This is a genomic window from Streptococcus sp. DD04 (assembly GCF_001578725.1).
GTDB lineage: Bacteria > Bacillota > Bacilli > Lactobacillales > Streptococcaceae > Streptococcus > Streptococcus sinensis.
Genome location: NZ_KQ968978.1, coordinates 58,307 through 60,535, shown reverse-complemented (window position 1 = coordinate 60,535; position 2,229 = coordinate 58,307). Strand labels below are relative to the sequence as shown.

Below are 2,229 nucleotides of genomic sequence, written 5' to 3'. Positions count from 1 at the left end.
CAAGGACAAAGATAAAATTATCAACGCTCTTGAACTCCCTTACTCAAATGCAAAACTGGAGGCTACTAACAACCTCATCAAGGTTATCAAGCGCAACGCTTTTGGATTTCGGAACTTTGACAACTTTAGAACTAGAATTCTCATCGCTTTGAATATCAAAAAGGAGAGGACATTTTTGGTCCTCTCCAGATGTTAGCTGACATCAACCCACTACAGTTGACAAAGAGCCTGTTAACATTTGTCACCCACTATAAGTGATAAAGAGCTATATGTCATCGATTCTTAGTATCTAGGATAATGGTCACCGGTCCATCATTCACCAGCTCCACCTGCATGTCTGCGCCAAAAATGCCCGTTCGGGTCGGAACTGCCTGCTGCAGGGCGAGATTGAAGGCATCATAAAAATTGCTAGCCATCTCTGGTGGTGCGGCCTTGATAAAGGCTGGCCGATTGCCCTTTCTCGTATCTGCGTGCAGGGTGAACTGGGAGATAGATAAAATCTCTCCACCAATATCTTGAATGGACAGGTTCATCTTTCCCTCAGCATCAGAAAAAATTCGCATATTGACAATCTTGCGGATAGCATAATCCATATCCTCCTGACTATCGTCAGGACCCACTCCGACTAAGAGCAGGAGTCCCTGTTCAATCCTGCTATGTAGCTGTTGGTCAATGCTGACCTGCGCACGTTTCACGCGCTGAATGACGATTTTCATATCTTTTCCTTTATTTAATAACTAACATCTACTCTATTATTCCCATACTTTAGCCATTGGTCCGCTTAACAGAATACACTTCCGGTACACTCTTAATCTTGTCCACCACTGTCGTCAACGTGGACAGATTGGCAATGCCAAAGGAAACATGGATATTGGCAAATTTCATATCCTTGGTCGGCTGAGCATTAACTGTTGAAATATTTTTGGTGGTATTAGACAGGACCTGCAGCACATCGTTGAGGAGTCCAGAACGATTGAGACCATAAATATCAATATGGGCCGTGTATTCTTTGGTCGTGTTGTTGTCTTCCCATTCCACCTCAATCAAGCGCTGCTCGTAATTTTCCTGAGCCTTGAGATTCATACAATCTTCTCGGTGAATAGCTACACCACGGCCTTTGGTAATGTAACCAACAATGTCGTCACCAGGCACGGGGTTACAGCATTTGGCAATCCGAATCAGGAGACCGGATGCCCCTTGAATCACTACACCGCCTTCATGCTTGACCTTGAGAGTGTCTTTTTTGTTTTCGACCTTGACCTCACCGCCCTTGACCAATTCCTCAGCTTCTGCTCTGGCCTTGGCCCTCTCTTCCTCACGGCGCTCTTTTTCCGTCAGACGGTTGAAAATGCTGATAGCACCAATCTCACCGAAGCCAATCGCTGCAAAAAGCGCATCTTCGGTCTTATAACTGGTCTTTTGCAGGACTTCCTCCATGTGCTTCTTGTCCATGTACTTATTCGCAACATAGCCCTGCTCCTGAAATTGAGCCTGCAAGAGCTCCCGCCCTTTGGAGATAGATAGTTCCTTATCTTGATTTTTAAAGAATTGACGGATTTTATTTCTGGCTTTGCTGGTCTTGACAATATTGAGCCAGTCACGGCTAGGCCCAAAGGAGTTCGCATTGGTGACAATTTCCACCTGATCCCCTGTTTTCAGCTTGGTATTCAGGGGCACCATGCGGCCGTTAACCTTGGCTCCTGTCGCCCTCTCCCCAACCTTGGTATGAATCTCATAAGCAAAGTCAATCGGACCAGAATCTTTGGGCAGACAGCGCACCTCGCCATTCGGCGTAAAGACATAAATCTCTTCTGTCAAATAGCTTTCCTTGACCGAATCGACAAATTCCTGAGCATCTCCCGACTGGTCTTGGAGCTCCATCAGTTCTTTGATCCAATTCATTCCGATGGCCGACTCTTTGCTGTTAACCTGACCTTTTATCCCTTTCTTATAAGCCCAATGGGCTGCGACCCCATACTCCGCCACTTCGTGCATTTCCTTGGTCCGAATCTGAAATTCAATTGGTCCTTTAGGCCCATAGACCGTCGTATGGATAGACTGATAGCCGTTAGCCTTACGATTGGCAATATAATCCTTGAAACGCCCCGGCATTGGTTTCCAGAGCTCATGGATATAGCCCAACATGGCGTAAACATCACTGTGAGTTTTCAAAATACAGCGAATGGCAATCAAATCATAGATCTCATCAAAACGCTTCTTCTTATCCTG

Annotated in this window: 3 protein-coding genes; 1 reads left to right on the top strand and 2 read right to left on the bottom strand. The window is 45.8% G+C overall.

Features of this window, described 5'->3' with window-relative positions; translation table 11 throughout:
- A partial coding sequence (locus STRDD04_RS10565) for a transposase (RefSeq protein ID WP_197460082.1) occupies positions 1-196 on the top strand: 196 nt, incomplete at its 5' end.
- A gap of 76 nt (positions 197-272) precedes the next feature.
- On the opposite strand, the gene dtd is transcribed toward STRDD04_RS10565, so the two are convergent.
- Together dtd and STRDD04_RS05415 are read right to left on the bottom strand one after the other, a co-directional pair.
- Positions 273-716: a D-aminoacyl-tRNA deacylase gene (gene dtd, locus STRDD04_RS05420; RefSeq protein WP_062200016.1), complete on the bottom strand. Its 444-nt coding sequence runs from the start codon at positions 714-716 to the stop codon at positions 273-275.
- Between the two features lie 49 nt (positions 717-765).
- Positions 766-2,229: RelA/SpoT family protein (locus STRDD04_RS05415; protein WP_062200013.1), on the bottom strand; the 1,464-nt coding region annotated here is incomplete at its 5' end.